13 protein-coding genes are annotated in these 16,653 nt (G+C 52.1%); 6 read left to right on the top strand and 7 right to left on the bottom strand.

Going from position 1 to position 16,653, the window contains the following annotated elements; translation table 11 throughout:
- Positions 1-45 precede the first annotated feature (45 nt).
- From mfd to AC566Q_RS10040, 3 genes are read left to right on the top strand one after another with little or no spacing between them, the layout of a single operon-like run.
- The gene (mfd, locus tag AC566Q_RS10050; protein WP_499616322.1) at positions 46-3,546 is read left to right on the top strand and encodes a transcription-repair coupling factor; all 3,501 of its coding nucleotides are present in this window, start codon (positions 46-48) and stop codon (positions 3,544-3,546) included.
- Positions 3,543-4,934 carry a CsiV family protein gene (locus tag AC566Q_RS10045; RefSeq protein ID WP_499616319.1) on the top strand — a complete coding sequence of 464 codons (1,392 nt, stop codon included), beginning with the start codon at positions 3,543-3,545 and terminating at the stop codon, positions 4,932-4,934. The genes mfd and AC566Q_RS10045 overlap by 4 nt, the downstream gene beginning before the upstream one ends.
- A 2-nt stretch (positions 4,935-4,936) precedes the next feature.
- Positions 4,937-5,476 (top strand): cob(I)yrinic acid a,c-diamide adenosyltransferase, encoded by a 540-nt coding sequence (locus AC566Q_RS10040; protein WP_499616316.1) that lies wholly within the window; start codon positions 4,937-4,939, stop codon positions 5,474-5,476.
- A 4-nt stretch (positions 5,477-5,480) separates the two neighbouring features.
- On the opposite strand, the gene AC566Q_RS10035 is transcribed toward AC566Q_RS10040, so the two are convergent.
- Together AC566Q_RS10035 and nagZ are read right to left on the bottom strand one after the other, a co-directional pair.
- Positions 5,481-6,851 (bottom strand): SLC13 family permease, encoded by a 1,371-nt coding sequence (locus AC566Q_RS10035; RefSeq protein ID WP_499616313.1) that lies wholly within the window; start codon positions 6,849-6,851, stop codon positions 5,481-5,483.
- The gene (gene nagZ / locus AC566Q_RS10030; protein ID WP_499616310.1) at positions 6,841-7,836 is read right to left on the bottom strand and encodes a beta-N-acetylhexosaminidase; all 996 of its coding nucleotides are present in this window, start codon (positions 7,834-7,836) and stop codon (positions 6,841-6,843) included. The genes AC566Q_RS10035 and nagZ overlap by 11 nt, the downstream gene beginning before the upstream one ends.
- Positions 7,837-8,052: 216 nt before the next feature.
- Between nagZ and AC566Q_RS10025 the strand changes: the two genes are divergently transcribed.
- The 3 genes from AC566Q_RS10025 to AC566Q_RS10015 are packed head-to-tail and all read left to right on the top strand — an operon-like array spanning position 8,053 to position 11,364.
- Complete coding sequence (locus AC566Q_RS10025; protein WP_499616308.1) at positions 8,053-10,341, top strand: penicillin acylase family protein; 2,289 nt, start codon at positions 8,053-8,055, stop codon at positions 10,339-10,341.
- A gap of 31 nt (positions 10,342-10,372) precedes the next feature.
- Positions 10,373-10,840: a Cys-tRNA(Pro) deacylase gene (ybaK, locus tag AC566Q_RS10020; protein ID WP_499616305.1), complete on the top strand. Its 468-nt coding sequence runs from the start codon at positions 10,373-10,375 to the stop codon at positions 10,838-10,840.
- A 23-nt stretch (positions 10,841-10,863) separates the two neighbouring features.
- Positions 10,864-11,364: a zf-TFIIB domain-containing protein gene (locus AC566Q_RS10015; RefSeq protein ID WP_499616302.1), complete on the top strand. Its 501-nt coding sequence runs from the start codon at positions 10,864-10,866 to the stop codon at positions 11,362-11,364.
- A 7-nt stretch (positions 11,365-11,371) separates the two neighbouring features.
- On the opposite strand, the gene AC566Q_RS10010 is transcribed toward AC566Q_RS10015, so the two are convergent.
- The 5 genes from AC566Q_RS10010 to AC566Q_RS09990 form a co-directional block, all read right to left on the bottom strand.
- Positions 11,372-11,956: a hypothetical protein gene (locus AC566Q_RS10010; protein WP_499616299.1), complete on the bottom strand. Its 585-nt coding sequence runs from the start codon at positions 11,954-11,956 to the stop codon at positions 11,372-11,374.
- Positions 11,957-12,129: 173 nt separating this feature from the next.
- A complete protein-coding gene (gene ihfA, locus AC566Q_RS10005) occupies positions 12,130-12,429 on the bottom strand; it encodes an integration host factor subunit alpha (RefSeq protein ID WP_499616296.1) in 300 nt (99 codons plus the stop codon).
- A gap of 5 nt (positions 12,430-12,434) precedes the next feature.
- A complete protein-coding gene (pheT, locus tag AC566Q_RS10000; protein WP_499616293.1) occupies positions 12,435-14,822 on the bottom strand; it encodes a phenylalanine--tRNA ligase subunit beta in 2,388 nt (795 codons plus the stop codon).
- Between the two features lie 11 nt (positions 14,823-14,833).
- A complete protein-coding gene (pheS, locus tag AC566Q_RS09995; protein WP_105936601.1) occupies positions 14,834-15,814 on the bottom strand; it encodes a phenylalanine--tRNA ligase subunit alpha in 981 nt (326 codons plus the stop codon).
- Positions 15,815-16,031: 217 nt separating this feature from the next.
- On the bottom strand, positions 16,032-16,571 hold the full coding sequence (locus AC566Q_RS09990; RefSeq protein WP_499616291.1) for an isochorismatase family protein: 540 nt from the start codon (positions 16,569-16,571) through the stop codon (positions 16,032-16,034).
- Positions 16,572-16,653: the final 82 nt, after the last annotated feature.

Raw genomic sequence — 16,653 nt, 5'->3', positions numbered from 1 at the left:
GCAAGTAAAAACTTAAACGCTCAATAAAAGAATCGTTAAGGAATCATGACAACCACGCTTAATTCTTTGCCACTGCCCAAAACCAAGTCGTCAGCCGGTTTTCAGGACCAACAACAATGGGGGCAGTTGCAAGGCAGTAGCCGCGCGCTTGCCGTAGCTCAGGCCAGTCAGCAGGCCGGCCGCCCTATCGTACTGGTCACCGCCGATACGCCTTCGGCGCTCAAACTCGAAAAAGAAATCCGCTATTTTCAGGGCAGTCAGCACAGTGTTCCGGTTACCCTGTTCCCAGACTGGGAAACTCTGCCTTACGATACGTTCTCGCCGCATCAGGATATTATTTCCCAGCGACTGGAAACCTTGTTCCGGTTAACCCAGGAACCCAGCGGCATCTTTATTGTGCCCATCAATACCCTGATGCAACGATTGGCCCCGGTAGAATACATTGGCCAGCATTTATTGTTGTTAAAGCGTGGCCAGCAACTGGATCGCGACCAGTTCCGCCGACAGTTAGAGCAAGCCGGCTATCTGCATGTCAGCCAGGTAATGAGTCACAGCGAGTTTTCTATTCGCGGCAGTATTATCGACCTTTACCCCATGGGCTCTAAAGATCCTTACCGCATTGACCTGTTCGATGATGAGGTCGACAGTATTCGCCTGTTCGATCCGGATTCCCAGCGCTCAAGCAATGCAGTCGATGAAATTCGCATGTTACCGGCCCGGGAATTCCCCACCGATAAAGCCGCGCTCAACCTGTTTCGCCAACAATTTTTAGAGCGCTTCGACGCAAGCAACAGCGCCGAGTCGGTGTTTAATCAAATTACCCGTGGCACCATGCCAAGTGGTGTGGAGTATTATCTGCCGCTGTTTTTCGAAAAAACCGCCACGTTATTTGATTACTTTCATCCCGACACGCTTATTATGCTGCATGGCGATGTCAGCGATGCCTGCGAATTCTTCTGGGCCGACCTGAACGAGCGCTACGAGCAATACCGCTATAATAAACACCGCCCGTTGCTGGCGCCCATGGAACTGTTTTTACCGGTTAACGAATTATTTGCCGGCCTCAAACAATGGCCGCGGGTCGCCCTGGCTTCACAGCCCCTCGACGAGGCTGCCGGTAAACACAATCTGCATTGTGAGAAGCTCGACGATATCGCCTTAAACCCGCAAAAGAAGCAGCCCGCACAAGCCTTATTAGCCACTCTGTCAGACGCCAGCGAGCGCGGTGCCAAAGTGCTGTTTTGTGCCGAATCACAGGGCCGCCGGGAAAACTTACTCGGCATTTTAGGCAAGTATCAAATCAAGCCTGTAGAGTTTGCCCACTTCGACGATTTTCTTACCAGCCATGAAACCGTAGGTATTTCCATCGGCATGGTAGAACACAGTTTCCGCTGGAAAAACCCCGACGGTGAGCTGCTGTTTATCACCGAAACCCAGCTGCTCGGTCATAAAATCAGTCAGCGCCGCTTACGCACCGCACAAAAACCTACCGACGAAAATGCCATCATTCGCAATCTGGCGGAGCTCTCTGTAGGCCAGCCGGTGGTACATCTCGACCACGGCGTAGGCCGCTATATTGGTCTGCAAACCTTAGATGCCGGTGGCGTCACTACCGAATTTTTAACCATTGAGTACGCCAAACAGGCCAAGTTATATGTGCCGGTGGCTTCGCTGCACTTAATTTCGCGCTACAGCGGCGGTGAGCAGGATTCTGCGCCTTTGCATAGCCTGGGCTCCGATGCCTGGGAAAAAGCCAAGAAGAGAGCCGCCGAACGGGTTCGCGACGTCGCCGCAGAATTACTCGATGTGTACGCCAAGCGTGCCGCCAAACCCGGCTTTGCTTACCCCATTACCTGGGAAGAATATCAATCTTTTGCCGACAGCTTTCCGTTTGAAGAAACCGCCGATCAGATGCAGGCCATCAACGCGGTTATTCAGGATATGGGTAGCCCGCAGGCCATGGACCGCCTGGTGTGCGGTGACGTGGGCTTTGGTAAAACCGAAGTGGCCATGCGCGCAGCCTTCTTAGCGGCTAATCAGGGTAAACAGGTGGCTATTCTGGTGCCCACTACCCTGCTTGCGCAACAACACTTCGAAAACTTTAAAGACCGCTTTGCCAACTGGCCGTTCCGTATTGAGGTGGTCTCCCGCTTTGTGAGCGGTAAAGCCACCAAATCGGTTATGGACGGCATCGAAAACGGTACCGTAGACATAGTAGTCGGTACTCATAAACTGCTCGGCGACTCCATTCAGTTTAACGATCTGGGCCTTGTTATCATCGACGAAGAACACCGCTTTGGGGTGCGCCAGAAAGAGAAGTTTAAAGCCCTGCGCGCCGATGTAGACATTCTTACCCTTACTGCTACGCCCATTCCGCGTACGCTGAATATGGCGATGTCGGGCATGCGTGATTTATCGATTATCGCCACCGCCCCGGCCAAACGGCTGGCCATCAAAACCTTTGTGCAACAGCGCGATAAAGCGGTTATTCGCGAAGCTATCATGCGGGAGATCCTGCGTGGCGGGCAGGTGTACTTCCTGCACAACGAGGTCGAAAGCATTGCCCGCACCGCCGAAGAAATCGCCGAAATCGTGCCGGAAGCACGTATTGCCGTAGGACACGGCCAAATGCGCGAACGTGAACTCGAATCGGTAATGAGTGATTTTTATCATCAGCGCTTCAATGTACTGGTGTGTACTACCATTATCGAAACCGGTATCGACGTGCCCACCGCCAATACCATTATTATGGACCGCGCCGACCATCTTGGCCTGGCGCAGTTGCACCAGCTACGCGGCCGGGTTGGCCGTTCACACCACCAGGCCTATGCCTATTTGTTAACCCCGCATCCTAAGCGGATGACCCGCGATGCCGCTAAGCGCCTGGAAGCCATTGCCAGTCTGGAAGACTTGGGCGCAGGCTTTGCGCTGGCCACTCACGATCTGGAAATTCGAGGTGCCGGTGAATTGCTCGGCGAAGATCAATCCGGCCAAATTGCCAGTGTGGGTTATTCACTGTACATGGATATGTTGGAACAAGCGGTAGATGCCCTTAAAGCCGGTAAAGAGCCGTCACTCAGCGATGCTAACCGCCTGCATACCGAAATAGAATTGCGCATTCCGGCGCTGTTGCCAGAAGATTACATTGCCGATGTGAATACCCGGTTATCCTTGTACAAGCAACTGGCCAGTTGTAAAAACAGCGACGATATCGAAGCATTCCAGATTGAATGTATCGACCGCTTTGGCCTGCTGCCGGATGCAGCTAAAAACCTGATTGCGGTGGCCGAGCTTAAACTCAAAGCCCGCCGCGTAGGTATTCACAAGGTCGAAATGACCGCCACCGGCGGTACCATCGAATTTAATGAAGACACCCCGGTAGACCCCGGTTTTATTATTCAGCTGGTACAAACCCGCAATAAAATGTTTAAGTTCGAAGGCAGTCAGAAACTGCGGATCGTGAAGAAAACCGAGACAGCGCGCGAACGATTAGCTATGGTGGACGGGCTTATAGAAGAATTTGCCAGGGAGATCAGCCAGGCATGAGGCGTATAATTGGTAGCCTGCTCGCACTCAGTTGTTTAACCGCTAACCCGGTTCACGCAAACGACGAAGATAAATGGTGGTTCGACATCGAGGTAATGCTGTTCTCTCGCGATACCGCGGTGAGCGATCTGGCCGAGCGGTTTGAACGTCAACAGGTATTAAGTACACCCAACACCGACTGGGATTTACTCACCGGGTATTATCAGCCAGACATTACGATGGTGTACAACTCATTACCGGTTTGCAACGCCCCCACGTCACCATTGTGGGCAGAAGCGCCGTCACAGGAGGAGATCCTGCGCGATTATTATCTCGAGCCGGAGCCCGAAGAGCCTGCATTGGATGATCATAACAATGAGGATAGCGAGTTATTCAGCGATGAAAACGGCGAAGTTATTGACGACGAACCGTTTTTGCTGGCTGATGAACCCACTCAAAGCTTAGCGGCTTCAGAAAATACGTTTGTTGAACCAGAGCCTGAAATTATTCCCCCTGAACCTGGGACCATTGCGGCCTACTGGTTGTTATTTAACTTAAATGAAGAACAGCTCACGCCGGTAAGCGTAAAACGCCGCCCGCTCAATTGCGTGACACCCACAAAGCCGACTTTAAACCCGCAAAGCTGGCAGTGGCCACAGCCGGATCTTTACGTACCACCGCGTCAGCAAACGCCGCTTTATGTACACGGTGCTAATTTTAAACGAGCTAACGGCCCGCACTTGTTGCCAACTAACCAGCTTTCTCAGGATGATATCTATACCAGCATTCGCTGGCGCAAAGGGGTCGATCGCCTGGCGCATTTTAGCTGGCGTCAGCAGGTTAAATTTGGTCAGGACAAAGCCGAAACCCTGCGTTTATTTGCCGGTCAGAACTTTGCTCAGCAGTTTACTAAAAATGGCGATCTGCGCCCGCAACAATTGCCGTCCGGTGAAGATCCATTGGCAGAACAAAACGCCGAGCTGGCCGAACCGGCAGATAGCTTTTTTGCCGAGCTGAATCAGCGCCTCAATAATCCGCAGCCAATCAGTTTTGCCGGCATGACGGCACCACCAGAAACCAACGACGACGGCAATACCCAGTCGGATGTGAAGCGCTTATCACCTATCTGGGAGCTGGATGGGTTTATTCAGATATACCTTAAATACATCAACCGGGTGCCTTACCTGCACATTAACAGCGAGCTGTTTTATCGGCAGCCGGTGCTGTCAGCCAATACCCTGCCCGGTGCGCCACCGGCCTACGAGCTGGTATCTATTCCGTTTTCTCAGCAGCGTCGTGTGATCAGTACGCAACTGCATTACTTTGACCACCCGCTGTTTGGCATGCTGGTACAAATCCGTCGTTACGATCGCCCCACAGCGCCGCCACCCGCCGAGGAGCAAGACTAATCATGAAAATCTATACCAAAACCGGCGATCAGGGTGAAACCCAGCTCTACGTCAACAAGCCGCAAAAAGTGGCCAAAGACGATGCCATTATTGAATGTTACGGCAGCCTCGATGAACTCAATGCGCACATAGGCTTGCTCAGCGCTCGTCTGCAACAAGATAAACTGGGCAGTGAAAGCGACCTGGCTATGCTGGCGGCCATTCAAAATGCCTTGTTCAGTGTGGGATTTGCGGTATCGGCCAGTTCTACCCTGGCTCCGGATGCGGTAGTGGATTTAGAATCCCATATCGATGTGATGCAAGCCGACTTACCACCCCAAACCAGCTTTATTTTACCCGGCGGCTGTATGGCGGCTGCGCAGGCTCATGTTTGTCGTACGGTGTGCCGCCGTGCCGAGCGACGCATGATCAGCATGGCCAAACATACCGAAGTCTCCGAACTCGCCCAGCAATACGTTAATCGCTTATCAGACTGGCTGTATGTGTTTGCGCGGTATCTCAATGCCAGAGCCGGTGTAGCAGATGTGCCGGTTAGCCGCTAGCCGTTTATAACCGGGTTACAACCACCACACCAGTAATCACCAGTCCCACCAGAATATTCAGCATGGTGCCCTCGCGCACCATGGTTTGAATAGGGATCCGGCCGCTGCCATACACAATGGCATTGGGCGCCGTGGCTACCGGCATCATAAAGGCGCAACTGGCGCTTATAGCGGCAGGCATCATCAGCACAATGGGATCCACGCCAATCGCGGCCGACGCACTGGCCAGAATGGGCATCAGCAAGGTTGCGGTAGCGGTGTTAGAGGTAATTTCAGTAACAAAACTCACCGCCAGGCACAATAACAGTAAGGTCAGCACGATGGGTAAGGCTGAGAGTCCGGTCAGCGCTTCGCCAAGTAATAAACTTAAACCGGAAGCGGTAAACGCTTTAGCCATGCAAATCCCCCCGGCAAACAGCAATAACATGCCCCAGGGGATCGCCTCAGCGGTTTTCCAGTCGAGCAACTGATCCGGCTCCTTTTTATCGCCATTGGGAACCAGGAACATCAGCACCACACCGGCAATGGCAATGGTGCTGTCACTCACCAGCGTCATACCCGTCCATACCGACCAGTAAGGGCGGAATATCCAGGCCAGCGCCACAATGCCAAACACTGCCAGTACCCGTTTTTCCGCCGGGTGCCAGTCACCGGCTTTGGGTAAGTCGCAATCCGGCATATCGCTTAACTTGCGGGTCAGCCAGAAGGCCATAATCGGAATCGCTATCAGCACTATAGGTACACCGGTCATCATCCAGTTAATAAAACTGAGCTCAGTGCCGGTAGTTTGTTGATACACACTCATAAAAATAATGTTCGGCGGTGTGCCGATGGGTGTACCCACCCCGCCGAGACTAGCTGAGTAAGCGATGCCAAGTAACAAGGCTGCCGCCAGCTTAGGCGAGTTCATCGAAGTGATAATGGCCATAGCAATGGGCAATAACATTAAAGTGGTAGCGGTATTGGATATCCACATGCTCAGCACCGCCGAGGTGAGCATAAAGCCCAGCACTAAGCGCTTGGCACTGGACGCCCCGCATAAGCGCAGCATATACACCGCAATACGGCGGTGCACGCCCGACTTTTCCAGTGCTTTGGAGAGCATAAAGGCGCCCATCAATAGCAGGATCACGTGGCTCCCCAAGGCCGATGCAGCCTCTTTGTAATCAATGACGCCTGCCATGGGAAAAGCCACAAACGGAATTAACGAAGTAACCGGAATGGGCAGTGCCTCGGTCACCCACAAAATGGCAATTAACAACGTTAGCGCGGCCGTAAGGCTTAGTGCCTGCTCAAAGCCATTCGCAGCCAGTACGCCCCACAGCAATGCGCTGACCACAGCGCTGAATACGATAACCTTATTTTTAACTTTCATAGCGTTGCCATACCTCACATGCTTGCTGATAGGCCTGATCTGCCATTGATGAAAGCGGCCAGCCGGTAAGTCTGTTCAGTCGATGGGAGGGCGCAGTAGTGCCTGGCAGGCCGTTTAAAATAGCCAGCGCACCGGCTGTACTGTTACACGCCAGCACCATATCACAGCCAGCTGCCAGGGCCTGTTGAGCGCGCTCGGGGTAAGTGCCGGCCACGGCTGCGCCTTCCATCGATAAGTCATCTGAAAAGATCACCCCGTCAAAGCCGAGCTTGCCGCGCAAAATGGTTTGCAACCAGTAATGGGAAAAACCGGCGGGTTTATCGTCTATGGCCGTAAAACGCACGTGAGCGGGCATCATGGCATCAATTTTTTGCCGGGCGATGAGATCTGCAAAAGGCACCAAATCCTGCTGTTCTATGGTTTGCCAGTCCCGTTCATCCACCGGCGTATCAATGTGTGAGTCCGCTACCACACTGCCATGGCCGGGAAAGTGTTTACCGGTAGAGGGCATGCCTACTGCATGCATGCCGTCTATCAGACACCCCGCCAGACGACTCACTGCATCAGGTTCGGGCGAAAATCCGCGATCGCCAATAACATTAGACACACCGTTAATATCCAGTACCGGCGCAAAACTAATATCGATATCCAGTTGCTTAAGTTCGTAAGCCATAATCACACCGCAGGCATAACTCAATGCGTCGGCGTCATTCTCATTATCGGTTAAGTGCAGTATCTGCCCCATGGCCGGTAAGCGGGTAAATCCGAGGCGAAAACGCTGTACACGGCCGCCTTCATGATCCACCGCGATGATCAGCGGTTTACCTGCCGCCTCACGAATATCCTGTATCAACGCCCTGAGTTGATCTACCGACTCATAATTGCGCGTAAACAGGATCACACCTCCGGTAAGCGGGTGCGCTAGCATGTCGCGTTCATCTTGCTGTAAACTGAGGCTGCGACAATCGATCATTACTGGTCCCATGCTGACTCCTGGACTCCAATGCATTGTTTTACAATGCTAAACGGCTTAGGACGTGGCGACAAACAAAAGTACAGGCTTCACAAGTGCCCTACAGCGCAATGGCGCTAACTGCAAACCAAAGGCTTTGCCTGAGGCAATTGTGAAGCGCGGGTGATATAAGCCACCAAACTGCCGCCGAAAGGCTTTAAGCATAAGAAAAAACAGGGAGTATTACACGTGTTAAATTGGTTAAAACGGATTACGTTAGGGGTCATCGGCCTACTGGTTATCGCTGTCATGGCGGTTTACTTTACCCTTCGTCAGTCGCTCCCCGCCTTAGACGGTGATCGCATTGTCAGTCAGGTTCAACAACCCGCCACCTTATCGCGCGACGCCCTCGGCCAGGCAATTATTCAGGCCGATTCACGCAAGGAAGCCATGTATTTACTGGGCTTTGCCCACGGGCAGGACCGCTTTTTCCAAATGGATCTGCAGCGACGGGTTGCCGCCGGCGAGCTGTCTGAGTGGCTGGGAAGCATGGCCCTCGATGTCGATAAAACTGGTCGTTTTCACGAATTTCGTCGCCGCGCCAATACCATCTATTCGCAGTTACCTCAGGCGCAAAAGGACATTCTTATCGCTTATACCGAAGGGGTTAATCAGGCCGTCGGCGAACAATCTGCCCGTCCCTTCGAATACATTCTGACTAACTTTGAGCAGGCTCCCTGGTCACCCCAGGACAGCATCCTGGTGATCCTCAGCATGTACCTCGATTTACAAAGCGGAAATGTGAATCGCGACCTTACCCTGACCGAAATTAAGCATCAGTTTGGCCAGCCCATGGTCGATTTTATTTTGCAGCCGAGTCAGTATCAGGCTGCGCTGGATAACAGCCAGCTCAGCGGTGATGTAGAAATTCCATTGCTCAAAGCGCGGGCGGCCGCAGTGAGCAACAATACCGCGCAAATGGCCTTTCGCACCGAAATTGGCAGTAACAACTGGATTGTTGGCGGCGCCCTCACCGAAACCGGCGACGCGCTGCTGGCCAGTGATATGCATTTAGGGATGCGCGTACCCATTATCTGGTATCGCGCCCAGCTCAATTATGCGGTGGAGCAATACGACGTGTCGCTCACCGGGGTTACCTTACCCGGCGTGCCTGGCGTCATTGCCGGCACTAATGGTCATATCGCCTGGGGTTTCACCAATGCCTATGTGGATACCGCCGACTGGGTGCTGATTGACCGCAGCGAAGTAACCGCCGTGGATGAAACCATCAGCGTGAAAGGTGAGCCAGAAACTTATCAGCGGCTAACCAGCCAGTATGGCCCGGTTCGTCAGTTGGGCACACGCTTTTACGCCTTAAAATGGACCGCTCAGGAACCCTACGCGGTGAATCTCATGCTTAACCAGCTAGACACCAGGCTGTCGGTGCTGGAAGCCATTCCGGTAGTCAGAAAGCTTGGCATCCCGGTGCAGAACATTGCGCTTGGCGACACTGCCGGTAACATTGCCTGGATGCCAGCCGGTGCCGTCCCTGGCCGTAAAGTGCCACATAACACGGCCATTACACCACAGCAGCTGGACGGGTTATGGAACGTCGATGAAATGGACCTGCCAGTGGTGATGAACCCGTCATCACATCGTATATGGACCGCCAACTCGCGAGTCATTGGCACTGACGACCTCGCCCGCTTTGGCGACGGTGGTTATGCCCTTGGCGCACGTGCTCAGCAGATCCGCGACCGCCTGTTCGATTATGAACAATTTGACGAACAACGTTTCTATCAAATCCAGCTCGATAATGAAGCGCGCTTTCTGCAGCCCTGGCACGCCCTGCTCCGTCAGTTGTTAAAGCGCAATTCCGGCTACTTTGCCGCCGATATCGAAGCGCTGGATAACTGGCAAAACTGTGCCTGCGCCGAGTCGGTAGGCTACACCCTGGTGAAGCACTTTCGCCGTCAGGTAATTAACACCACATTTGCACCACTTAATGAAGCCCTTAAACCTAAGCATCTGAGTCTGCGGTATGTATCCAGTAACCTCGAACCGGCTATCTGGCAGCTGATTCGCAGTGATAACACCCAGTGGTTACCTGAGGACCATAACGACTGGCAAAGCTATATGCTGAGTCAGTATGAACAGGCGCGCCAACAGTTACTGGATAAACACGGCGCGTCAAAAGACTTATCGACCCTGGCCTGGGGCAAGGTCAATAAGCAAGCCATTACCCATCCTTTTGCCGGGCAGATCCCGGTATTTGGCAAGGCGTTAAACATGCCGGAAATTCCTGGCTATGGCGACACCTTTATCCCAGCGGTTCAGGCCCGCAGTTTTGGGGCTTCCCAACGATTTTTTGTGCGCCCCGGCCAGCTTGATAAAGCGGTATTAACCATTCCGGGCGGGCAGTCCGGTCATCCGCTTTCGGCATTTTACAAAGCCGGTTTCGATGACTATGCCAAGCATCGCATGACCCCACTATTGCCAGGTAAGCCTTTGCATACGCTCACTTTTATGCCAGAGTAAACGACTAACCGGTAATTTGAGAAAGGCCACAATGACCCCTGCAATAAAACTGCTCGAGCGCGGTAAACATGCTCACCAGGTGCTTAGGTATGAGCATGATAAACAGGCCGAGTCCTTCGGCCTGGAAGCGGTTGAAAAACTCTCCCTGGAAGCGCCCACCGTGTTTAAAACCCTGGTGGCCGAACTGGACTCGGGTAAACTCGTGGTCGCTATTGTACCGGTCACCCATCAATTAAACCTCAAACAACTGGCCAAAGCAGCCGGGGCAAAAAAGGCGCAGATGGCGCCACCGGCCAAAGTGGAAAGTACCACCGGCTATGTACTTGGTGGTGTTAGCCCATTGGGCCAGAAGAAAGCCTTACCCACGTTTATCGACGAAAGCGCAGCCGGGTTCGAACTGATTTATTGCAGTGCTGGTAAACGCGGGCTAGAAATCGAACTCGCCCCGCAAGTGCTTGCCAGCCTGACCCGCGCTACCTTTGCCCCGCTGGCCGCGTAAATTAATGGGATGCCGAGTGCCTTATGAAATGCCCGCGAACGCAAAGTGAACTCACACTTATCAAGGTCGGCAAAGTGCCGGTATTTGTAAGCGAAGCTTGCGGTGGTGTGTTTTTAGAAAACCAGACACTGGCTTTGTTTGAATCCCCTCAGGAAGAACGCGGCCGGGCGCTGGAAAAGCATTTGCGTCAGTTTCATCATGCCCTGCCCGCAATGGATGAGCGGGTTAATTGCCCGGCGTGCAATGACACAGTGATGCTTCGCCGCTTTTACAGCCCTCTGCATGTGGTGGAAATCGATGAATGTCCGGGCTGCGGTGGCATATGGCTGGACAGCGGCGAATTGTCCCAATTACAGGCGTTAATGCTTAACCCTAAAGAGCGTGCCCTGCTACGCCAGCAATTAATGAGTGAACACCGTCCAGCGGCCATTCAGGGGATGGCGCATTGGCGGGACCGATGGATAAAGCGCAGTGACAAAATAGATAAACTCTTTGAACTGGCCGACTACCTGACCCGCTGGTAGTGATTTATTAGTCCTGAGTTATCTGTGCCTCAGCTGACTGGCGAAAACGTTCCTGCCACAGTGCCTTGGCTTGTTTGATATCCGCCTCGTCGGGTGTTTCTGTGTCGCTAAGCTCACGTGCAATATCCAAAATAATAGCGTCACGGGCCGCAATCAGCCGGTCTGCCTCAGCAAATAAATCACGGGCTTCGGGGTATTTGTTTTTTAAGGCGTCAATCCCTTTCAGTTCATAATAATGCTGCTCAAAAGCCTCGTTAAACAAAGCGCGTTTAGCATGAAAGACCAGATATTCACGGCCCTTCTCTGAACGGATAAAAGCAATATCACTGTCGGTCAGCTCGGCGGCTTTGGCCACCTCTACGGCTTTTTGCTGCCATTGCTCAATAGCCGCCTGGTCGTCATTTTTTACCGCAGTAGACATACCTGCCACCAGATCACTGGCGTGCAGAATTTGCTGCCGAAACGCCATTGACGCCAGCTTAGCCTCATCATACTCCTGCATGGCAGGCTCATCAGCGCCATTGAACTGCCAGAAAGCGGCTACGGCCAGCAGGATTAAGCCAATTACAACGACAATTTTCTTTGAAAACATAACAACCTGTACAACACATTGGAAAGAAAGTTAGAAAGGATAGTTTACTACGCCTGAGCACAAAACGCATTGCGCGTCTGTACCGCTCTCAGCACCGATGGCTCGGTTAACAGCACTTGTGGTGATAAAAATTGCGAGCCGGCAGGTACCGGCCCGCATCTTTGCTACGAGGTTTACTCTGTCGGTGGTTTGGAATTTTCCACGCGACTTTTTAACTTCTGACCCGGGCGGAATGTCACCACCCGACGCGCTTTAATCGGAATGTCTTCGCCGGTTTTTGGATTACGGCCAGGACGTTCGTTTTTGTCGCGCAGATCAAAGTTACCAAAACCGGATAGTTTCACTTGTTCACCGGATTCCAGTGCGCCTTTGATTTCTTCAAAAAACACTTCCACTAAATCTTTAGCGTCCTTCTTATTAATACCCAGTTTTTCGAATAAGTGTTCAGCCATTTCGGCTTTGGTTAGTGCCATAAAATTTACTCTCTTAACGCTGCCCCGAATTCCGACTCAAGCCCTTGAATCACTGAATCTACCGCTGCTTGTATTTCCGCATCTTCCAGTGTTTTGCCCGGATCCTGCAGGATTAAAGACAATGCCAGGCTCTTATAACCGTCAGCAATTCCCTGTCCTGTGTACACATCGAACAAGTTTAGGCCAACTAGTTGATTTACGCCAATTTTTTCAACAAATTTTATTATATCGCCTACTTTCACGGTTTGTTTGACCGTAATGGCGATATCACGGCGGTTTGCCGGGTACTTCGAAATCGGCTGTGCCTGAGGTAATTTGCGGTCTGTGAGGGCCGCTAATTCAAGTTCAAACACAAACACTCTTCCGTTAGTGCCCAGTTGCTTACTGAACTGCGGGTGTACCGCGCCCAGCCAGCCAACACATTTATCGTCCAGGTAAATCGCCGCCGACATACCCGGATGCAATGCAGAATGCGTTTCTGTATTAAAAGTGACCGTTTTTTCCTTTCCCGTCAATGCTAAAAGTGCTTCAACGTCTGCTTTTGCATCAAAAAAGTCAACCGGCTTGTCATTGGCATCCCAATGTTCATCATAACGACGACCGGCAACAACCCCTGCCAGCATCGGTTCCTGACGAATGCTGTTGGGTGCTTCTGCATCCGGAACAAACCGCAGTCCGGTTTCAAACAAACGAATACGCTGTTGCTGTCGCTTCTGGTTATATGACGTTGCCTGTAACAGCCCCGGCCATAAACTTACCCGCATAATCGACATGTCCGCCGATATAGGATGTGGCAGCACAAGGCCATTACTCTCAGGGAAAAGTGCATTTTGTATTTTAGGATCGACAAACGAATAGGTAATGGCTTCGTTATAGCCGCGATTCAGCAATACCGATTTCACTGCATTGACCGATAACTGCTTCTCGGTTGCCGGTAACATCGACAACGCCGCTACCGGTGCCTGATTAGGAATACTGTTGTAACCGTATACCCGGGCCACTTCTTCAATTAAGTCTTCTTCAATCTCAATGTCAAAGCGATAGCTTGGTGCCGTAGCAACCCAGCCCTCTTCCGTTTCTTTGGCATCCAGCCCTAAACGCGCAAGGATATCGCTCACTGTATCAGCCGCAATATCAATGCCAAGCACTTTAGCTAAGCGCGCTTTACGTAAAGTCACTTCGGCACGAGTCGGAATATCACTTTCGCTCACCGCTTCAACCACCGGGCCGGCCTCACCACCGCAGATTTCTAAAATCAGTTGGGTAGCACGCTCCATTGCCGTGGCCTGTAATTGCGGATCCACACCACGCTCATAGCGGTGTGAAGCATCGGTGTGCAGACCATACTGACGGGCTTTACCCATAATCGCATCCGGGTGGAAAAACGCGCTTTCCAGCAGAATGTCGGTAGTATTTTCGTCGGTACCGGAATGCAGACCACCAAAGATACCAGCCATAGCCAGCGCTTTGTTATCATCGGCAATAACCAGGGTATTGTCTTTTAACTCAACTTCGGTTTCATCCAGTAAGGTGAGCTTTTCACCGGCCGTTGCCATGCGTACATTGATACCGCCTTCAATGGCAGCCAGGTTAAACGCATGCATCGGATGACCCAGCTCCAGCAGTACATAGTTGGTTACGTCTACAATCGGGTCGATACTGCGTATACCACTTCGGCGCAGTTTCTCGGTCAGCCATAAGGGTGAATCGGCTTTTACATTGACGCCCTTAACTACACGGCCAAGATAACGCGGGCACGCCTGCGGCGCGCTTAAGCTAATGGTAAGTTTATCTTCAATCGCCGCAGCAACCGGTGCAATAACCGGCTCGCACACATCGGCTTTATTCAGTACGCCCACTTCGCGGGCAACACCACGCAGGCCAAGGCAGTCAGCGCGGTTAGGCGTCAGGTCAACTTCGATAGTGACATCATCCAGACCAAGGTAGTCACGAATGTCTTCACCTACCGGTGCGTCCAGCGGCAATTCAATAATACCGCTGTGGTCGTCACTAACGCCCAGCTCAGAGTAGCTGCACAGCATGCCAAAAGACGGTTCGCCACGCAGTTTGGCTTTTTTAATTTTAAAATCGCCCGGCAGTACCGCGCCCACTTTGGCAACAGCAACTTTTAAGCCCTGACGACAGTTTGGTGCACCGCAGACGATATCAACCAGTTCATCATCGCCTACGTTAATTTTGGTGACTCGCAGCTTGTCAGCGTTGGGGTGCTGACCACATTCCACCACTTCACCTACCACCACGCCGCTGAATTCACCAGCAACCGGTTCTACACCATCCACTTCCAGACCAGCCATGCTCAATTGTTCGCACAGCTCATCCCGTGATACGGCGGGGTTAACCCACTCTCTTAACCATTTTTCACTGAATTTCATTTTGCTTTGCCTTAATTGAACTGCTTGAGGAACCGAAGGTCGTTTTCAAAGAATGCGCGCAGGTCGTTAACGCCATAACGCAGCATGGTTAAACGCTCTACGCCCATACCAAAGGCAAAGCCGGTATATTCTTCCGGGTCGATGTTCACCGCCCGCAGTACATTAGGATGTACCATGCCGCAGCCCAGCACTTCCAGCCACTGACCGTTTTTGCCCATCACATCCACTTCGGCAGAAGGTTCGGTGAACGGGAAATAAGACGGGCGGAAGCGCACCTGCAACGACTCTTCAAAGAAGTTTTGCAGGAAGTCATGCAAAATGCCTTTGAGCTCGGTGAAGCTGACATTCTTGTCTACCATCAGACCTTCCACCTGATGAAACATTGGCGTGTGGGTCTGATCGTAGTCGTTACGATAAACACGGCCGGGCGAGATGATCCGCAGTGGCGGCTTCTCGGCTTCCATGGTGCGAATTTGCACGCCTGAAGTCTGCGTGCGCAGCATGATTTCAGGATTAAAGTAAAAGGTGTCATGGTCGGCACGAGCCGGGTGATTGGCCGGAATATTCAGCGCATCAAAGTTGTGAAAGCTGTCTTCCACCTCAGGGCCGGTTTTTACCGCAAAGCCAAGTTCGCCAAAAAACTGTTCGATGCGCGCAATGGTGCGCGATACCGGATGCAGATTACCGTTTAACTCGGTACGGCCCGGTAGGGTCACATCAACCGCTTCTTCTGCCAGTTTTTTATTTAATTCAGCACTACGCAAGGCGTCGCCTTTGGCACTGATTGCCTGCTGAATTTCTTGTTTGGCTACGTTAATTTTTTGTCCGGCCAGAGGACGCTCTTCGGCCGACAACTGCCCTAACCCTTTTAACAGGTCGGTCAGCTTGCCTTTTTTGCCCATGAACTCAACTCTAACCTGGTCGAGCGTTGCTGCGTCACTGGCAGCGTCAATCTGCGCTTTGGCCTGACTGACTATCGCTTCAAGCTCCATGATTTCCCCAACTTCGTACTTAATATGCTGCTAACACCCACCGCTGTTATTGCCCTGTGCGGGACAGCCGCAGCAGCGGGTAAATAAAAGGCCGTTATTTTACACAAAGGATAAAAGCCGCGGCTACCCTAACAAGCTGATTTCAGCAAATAAAATCAAAAAAAGCGGGAAATGGGGCGAAAACCACCCTATCCGGCGATTTTTTTGCTCTGTCAGGCTACTTTATTAACGGGAGTATCGATTTAAACTGCTCCGTGTCAGCCCTTTCAAGCAATTCGAATAAGGCCATTTCCACCCCGGTGAGCTGTGCCCCGGCGCCCTGCATTTTTTGTAGCGCCAGTTGTTTATTGGCCGGATTACGGGATGACACGCAATCGCTGAGCAAATGCACCTGCTTACCACTGGCCAGTAAATCGATCACGGTCTGGTATACGCAGATATGCGCTTCGATGCCACACACCAGCCATTGTGAACGATTCAGGGCTTTAATTTGCTGCTCAATGCTTTCGGTGCGAAGTGCGCTAAAGGTGGCTTTTGCAAAGGCTTCTCCGGCAGGAATAAACTGATTCAGCTCCTCTACCGTGGCCCCGAGTTTATCGGGTAACTGCTCCACAAACAGCACCGGGATGCCCAGGGTTTGCATGGCTCTGATCATGGTGGCTATTGAGTCAATCATGGCGTCGCTGTTGTCGACCAATCTTGCCAGTTTGCCCTGCACATCAATAACGATAAGGCCGGTTTCCTGCTGTACTAACACAAGCTACTCCTGTTTGATAAAGACGCTCTGACTATAGCAAATAACCACCTGAATGTATTAATACCAACCTGTATGACTCAAC

This window comes from Alteromonas sp. H02 (genome assembly GCF_059682525.1).
Note: the sequence above shows the minus strand (reverse complement) of the source record. Positions and strands in the feature narration are given on the sequence as shown.

What these genes read in the sequence shown, in the direction of transcription:
- mfd (WP_499616322.1), top strand. Translation starts at nt 46, where the DNA reads ATGACAACCACGCTTAATTCTTTGCCACTGCCCAAAACCAAGTCGTCA.
- AC566Q_RS10045 (WP_499616319.1), top strand. Translation starts at nt 3,543, where the DNA reads ATGAGGCGTATAATTGGTAGCCTGCTCGCACTCAGTTGTTTAACCGCT.
- AC566Q_RS10040 (WP_499616316.1), top strand. Translation starts at nt 4,937, where the DNA reads ATGAAAATCTATACCAAAACCGGCGATCAGGGTGAAACCCAGCTCTAC.
- AC566Q_RS10035 (WP_499616313.1), bottom strand. Translation starts at nt 6,851, where the DNA reads ATGAAAGTTAAAAATAAGGTTATCGTATTCAGCGCTGTGGTCAGCGCA.
- nagZ (WP_499616310.1), bottom strand. Translation starts at nt 7,836, where the DNA reads ATGGGACCAGTAATGATCGATTGTCGCAGCCTCAGTTTACAGCAAGAT.
- ybaK (WP_499616305.1), top strand. Translation starts at nt 10,373, where the DNA reads ATGACCCCTGCAATAAAACTGCTCGAGCGCGGTAAACATGCTCACCAG.
- AC566Q_RS10015 (WP_499616302.1), top strand. Translation starts at nt 10,864, where the DNA reads ATGAAATGCCCGCGAACGCAAAGTGAACTCACACTTATCAAGGTCGGC.
- AC566Q_RS10010 (WP_499616299.1), bottom strand. Translation starts at nt 11,956, where the DNA reads ATGTTTTCAAAGAAAATTGTCGTTGTAATTGGCTTAATCCTGCTGGCC.
- ihfA (WP_499616296.1), bottom strand. Translation starts at nt 12,429, where the DNA reads ATGGCACTAACCAAAGCCGAAATGGCTGAACACTTATTCGAAAAACTG.
- pheT (WP_499616293.1), bottom strand. Translation starts at nt 14,822, where the DNA reads ATGAAATTCAGTGAAAAATGGTTAAGAGAGTGGGTTAACCCCGCCGTA.
- pheS (WP_105936601.1), bottom strand. Translation starts at nt 15,814, where the DNA reads ATGGAGCTTGAAGCGATAGTCAGTCAGGCCAAAGCGCAGATTGACGCT.